The following is a 5,024-nucleotide window of genomic DNA, read 5'->3' on the forward strand; positions in this document are numbered from 1 at the left end:
TGGCGACGTACGGGCCGGGCAGCGCCGCGCGGCCCGCCTCCTCGACGACCACCGCGAGGTCCAGCAGGGTCCCGCCCCCGCCGCCGTACTCCTCGGGCAGGTGCACGCCGAGCAGGCCCTGCCCGGCGAGAGCGTCCCAGAAGGGCGGGCGGTGGCCGGGTGCGGCCGGGGCGTCCAGAAGCTTGCGCACCTCGTCGGGCGGCACGGCGCGCGCGATCCAGCCGCGCACCGCGTCCGCGAGTTCCCGCTGTTCCTGCGTGATGGCGATGCCCATGCGGCGCACGGTAGAACACGTTCCAGTAGAGCGGAAGACCGAATCTGACACCGAGTCAGATAGGCCGTGGACCGGTCCGCCCGGGCCGCGCGCCCCTCCTCTGCAAGGAGTGCGCACCCCTTCCGTGCCATGCGTGCGCACCCGTCCCATGTAATGAAAAGGTCAAGGTTTCCCTTCGTACGACGTCCGTCGGAATAGTCGCCCCAGGTAACAGGTTCGAGCTACACACAACCCGCCCGCACGATGCTGTACGCGCGACCCCCGAACCCTGCCTTCCGGAGGCCCTCCGCAATGTCCATACCGACGACCACCACGCGCCGAACCGGCGGTGTCGTCCCCGTTCTCGCTTTCTCCGGCATCGTCGTCGCGGTCATGCAGACCCTGCTCGTCCCGGTCATCAAGGACCTGCCCGAGCTGCTCAGCACCGCCCCCTCCAACGCCACCTGGGTCATGACCGCGACCCTGCTCGCCGGCGCCGTGTCCACCCCGATCATGGGCCGCCTCGGCGACCTCGCGGGCAAGCGCCGGATGCTGCTCACCAGCCTCGCGATCATGGTCGTGGGCTCGCTGATCTGCGGCTTCACGGACAACCTGCTCGTGATGATCGCGGGCCGCGCCCTGCAGGGCTTCGCGATGGGCGCGATCCCGCTCGGCATCGGCCTGATGCGCGACATGCTGCCGCCCGAGAAGCTCGGCTCGGCCATGGCCCTGATGTCCTCCTCCATCGGCGTCGGCGGCGGCCTCGCGCTGCCGCTCGCCGCGCTGGTCGCCCAGCACGCCGACTGGCACATGCTGTTCTTCGGCGCGGCCGCCCTCGGCGTCGTCTCCATGGCCCTGACCCTGACCTTCGTCCCGGAGAGCCCGCTGCGCGCGAAGGGCACCTTCGACATCGCGGGCGCCCTCGGTCTCTCCCTCGGTCTGGTCCTCTTCCTCCTGCCGATCACGAAGGGCAGCGACTGGGGCTGGAGCAGCGGCACCACGCTCGGCCTGTTCGCCGCCGCGCTCGTCGTGCTCCTCGGCTGGGGCGTGATGGAGCTGCGCCTGAAGGCGCCGCTGGTCGACCTGCGCACCACGGCCCGCCGCGAGGTCCTGCTCACCAACCTCGCCTCGATCATGGTCGGTGTCGCGTTCTACGCGATCTCGCTCGTCCTGCCCCAGCTGCTGCAGCTGCCGTCCGCCACCGGCTACGGCCTCGGCCAGTCGATGGTCGTCGCCGGTCTGTGCGTCGCGCCGCTCGGCCTGACCATGATGTTCACGGCCCCCGTCTACGCCCGCCTGTCGGCGCGGTTCGGCCCGAAGGTCACGCTGATCCTCGGCATGCTGATCATCGCGATCGGCTACGGCGCCGGGCTCGGCCTGATGAGCGCCGCCTGGCAGACGATCGTCATCGCGGTGGTCGTGGGCGCCGGCATCGGTCTCGCGTACTCGTCGCTGCCCGCCCTCATCATCGGCGCGGTCGACCGGTCCGAGACGGGCGCGGCCAACGGCCTCAACACCCTGATGCGCTCCATCGGCACGTCGGTCTCGTCCGCGGTCATCGGCATGGTCCTGGCCAACACGGCCGACCACGTGGGCGGCGCCGCGATCCCGACGATGCACGGCTTCCGCGTCTCGTTCCTGATCGCCACGGCCGCCGTCGCGGTGGGCGTCCTGCTCGCCCTGTTCCTGCCGGGGCGCCGCGCGGCGGTCGCCCAGCAGGAGGTGCAGCTGCGTGCCTCCAGCGAGGAGGACGCCAACCTGGAGCGTGCCGAGGAGGCCCTCGCGCACTTCCGCGGCCAGGTCCTGGACCCGGCGGGCCTGCCCGTCTCCCACGCGAAGGTCACTCTGATCGACCGCCGCGGCCGCCAGGCCGGCGCGGCGCTGACCGACGGCGAGGGCCGCTACGCCCTCGACGTGCCGTCCGGCGGCTCCTACGTCCTCGCGGCGACGGCCCCCGGGCACGCCCCGCACGCCACCGCCGCCACGCACCACGGCGAGAGCCACGGGGTGGACGTGGACCTGGCGCTCAAGGCGGTCGCCGAACGGGTCTGACGGGGGTACCGGGGGCTGCGGGCAGCCCTGTGGACGACGCGCCGCGCCTCGTGCGCGGCGCGTCGTCGTGTGTCCCCGTCACTTTCCGCGGGCCCCGTCACTGCCCGCCGCGGTGCTGGGCGAGCCGCTACGGGCGCCTCTTCCACGGCGTGGACGAGCGCGTACCGCTGGACGGCCTGCGGTTCGGCGTCCGCGTCATGACCCGTCTGTGGCAGGGCTGCTGAGCGAGGGCCCGTCGGCGTACGGCAGCATGACCGGCATGACCACCACGCGCCGCAGCCCGCACGCCGACGTCCTCGCCGCCTTCGAGAAGGCGAAGGGCTTCATGCCGCTCGGCGAAGGACTCGCGCTGTACGCCGCCGCCGTCGAGGCGGCGGCGCTCGGTCTGCCGCTGCTGGAGGTCGGCACGTACTGCGGGCGCTCCACGATCCTGCTCGCCGACGCCGCCCGTGCCGCCGGCGTCACCGCGCTCACCGTCGACCACCACCGGGGCAGCGAGGAGCAGCAGCCGGGCTGGGACTTCCACGACCCGGAGACCGTCGACCCGGCTCTCGGGATCATGGACACGCTGCCCACCTTCCGCCGCACCCTGCACGCGGCCGGCCTGGAGGAGCACGTGGTGGCGCTCGTCGGGAAGTCCCCTCAGGTGGCGAAGGTGTGGGGCGGCGCCCTCGGGCTCGTCTTCATCGACGGCGGCCACACCGACGAGCACGCCACCGCCGACTACGAGGGCTGGGCGCCGCACGTCGCGGACGGCGGCCTGCTCCTCATCCACGACGTGTTCCCCGTCAAGCACGACGAGTGGACCGGGCAGGCCCCGTACCGCGTGTACCGGCGGGCACTCGCGTCCGGCGCGTTCACCGAGGTCGCGGAGTGCGACTCGCTGCGCGTCCTGCGGCGAACCGGAGCGGGGATCTGAGGGCGCGGTTAAGGTCGGACCGTGTCGTACGTAGGTCCGGAACCGGATGACTTTGATGACTTCTACCGCGACGACGACCCGGGCCGCGGCCGCGGCGGGCGTCGGTTCGGCGGGCGCCCGGCGCTCGTCGCCCTCGCCGCGCTCGTGCCGACGGCGCTCGCGGCGTGGCTGGTGTGGACGGTGGTGAGCGGCCCCGGGGAGAGCGAGCCGCCGAAGGTGCTCCCGGCGCCGGGCCAGTCGTCGACGTCCTCGGCGGGCACCCCGTCGGACGCCAAGGAGCCGAGCGCGTCGCCCTCGAAGTCGTCCTCCTCGCCCGCGAAGCCCCCTTCCGCGAGTGCGAAGAAGCCCACCGCACCGGCCGGCGGCGGCTCGGGACCGCTCAAGGGCAAGGTCGTCGTCATCGACCCGGGTCACAATCCGGGTAACTTCTCGCACACGTCCGATATCAATCGGAGCGTGAACGTCGGCAACGCCCGCAAGGAGTGCGACACCACCGGCACGTCCACCAACGCCGGTTACACCGAAGCCCAGTTCACGCTGGACGTGTCGCGCCGCCTGCGTGCGCTCCTCCAACAGCAGGGCGCCACCGTGCAGTTGACGCAGAACGGCGACCGTTCCTGGGGTCCCTGCGTCGACGAACGCGCCCGTATCGGCAACAAGGCGAAGGCCGACGCCGTCGTCTCCGTGCACGCGGACGGATCCGCCGTCGGCAACCGCGGCTTCCATGTGATCCTTCCCGCATCCGTGCACGCGGGCGGCGCGGACACCCGCCCGATCGTCTCCTCCTCGCGCGACCTCGGCGAGCGCATCGCGGGCAAGTTCCTGCAGGCCACGGGCCAGCCCCCGTCGAACTACATCGGCGGCGGCACCGGCCTCGACACCCGCTCCGACCTGGGCGGACTCAATCTGTCGACCGTGCCGAAGGTCTTCATCGAGTGCGGCAACATGAGGGACTCCCAGGACGTGACCCGGCTCACCTCCGGCACGTGGCGGCAGAAGGCGGCGCAGGGCATCTCTGAGGGAATCGTGAGTTTCCTGCGCGGGTAACTGTCACCCTGTGGATCTCGGCAGACACCTGTCAGTCGCGGACGATAGTGTCCCTCGTACGATGAGGGGCCACCCCCGCGCATGGCGCCGCCTCCTCCGATGACGAGACGACTGACGAAGGACCTGACGTGAATATCCGCTCCCTCACTCGAGGCGACGGCGTGGTGATCGGAGCAGCGGTGTTGCTGTTGATCGCCTCGTTCCTCGGAATCTACTCGGCCGACGACGCTCCGGACAGCGTCGACTTCCCGAACGCATGGGAAAGCGGCCCGATCCTGATGAGCGTCGTACTCGCGGGGATCATCGGAGCCGTGCTCATCGTGGTGGCACGAGGTCTGCCGCAGCCGCGCAAGGTCGCCGGTCTCGACCTCGGCCAGTTCGGCATCGCGGCCACCGTGTTCGCCGCCTGGGCCGCCCTCGGCAACATCTTCGACCCGTTCAGCGGCGTCGACAACCTGGGCACTGGGGACAGCAGCATCGACGTCGGCATCGGCCTCATCCTCGCCCTGATCGCCACCCTGGTCATGGCCGCCGCCGCGATCGCCACCCCCCTGGTCCCGGCCCTCAAGGCCGCCCTCGTCGGTGCCCCGCGCCCGCAGCAGCCGCAGCCGTACGGCGGTCAGCCGCAGGGTGGTTACGGCTACCCGGGCGCCCAGCAGCCCGGCCCCGGTCAGCCCTACGGTGCGCAGCCCGGTCAGCCCGGTCAGCCCGGTCCGGGTCAGCCCGGCCAGCCCGGCCCCGGCCAGCCCTACG

Annotated in this window: 5 protein-coding genes; 4 read left to right on the top strand and 1 reads right to left on the bottom strand. The window is 71.9% G+C overall.

The window, feature by feature from the left end; genetic code table 11:
- Positions 1–274, bottom strand: a 274-nt coding sequence (locus G3I40_RS19980; protein WP_164303506.1) for an acyl-CoA dehydrogenase family protein, incomplete at its 3' end; no start/stop codon positions are given.
- 291 nt (positions 275–565) lie between these two features.
- Between G3I40_RS19980 and G3I40_RS19985 the strand changes: the two genes are divergently transcribed.
- The 4 genes from G3I40_RS19985 to G3I40_RS20000 form a co-directional block, all read left to right on the top strand.
- Positions 566–2,305 carry an MFS transporter gene (locus tag G3I40_RS19985; RefSeq protein WP_164303507.1) on the top strand — a complete coding sequence of 580 codons (1,740 nt, stop codon included), beginning with the start codon at positions 566–568 and terminating at the stop codon, positions 2,303–2,305.
- A gap of 259 nt (positions 2,306–2,564) precedes the next feature.
- On the top strand, positions 2,565–3,224 hold the full coding sequence (locus G3I40_RS19990; protein WP_203644433.1) for a class I SAM-dependent methyltransferase: 660 nt from the start codon (positions 2,565–2,567) through the stop codon (positions 3,222–3,224).
- 21 nt (positions 3,225–3,245) lie between these two features.
- A complete protein-coding gene (locus tag G3I40_RS19995) occupies positions 3,246–4,271 on the top strand; it encodes an N-acetylmuramoyl-L-alanine amidase (RefSeq protein WP_164303508.1) in 1,026 nt (341 codons plus the stop codon).
- A 128-nt stretch (positions 4,272–4,399) separates the two neighbouring features.
- A partial coding sequence (locus G3I40_RS20000) for a DUF5336 domain-containing protein (RefSeq protein ID WP_164303509.1) occupies positions 4,400–5,024 on the top strand: 625 nt, incomplete at its 3' end.

It is taken from the genome of Streptomyces sp. SID14478, from assembly GCF_010548525.1.
Taxonomy (GTDB): domain Bacteria; phylum Actinomycetota; class Actinomycetes; order Streptomycetales; family Streptomycetaceae; genus Streptomyces.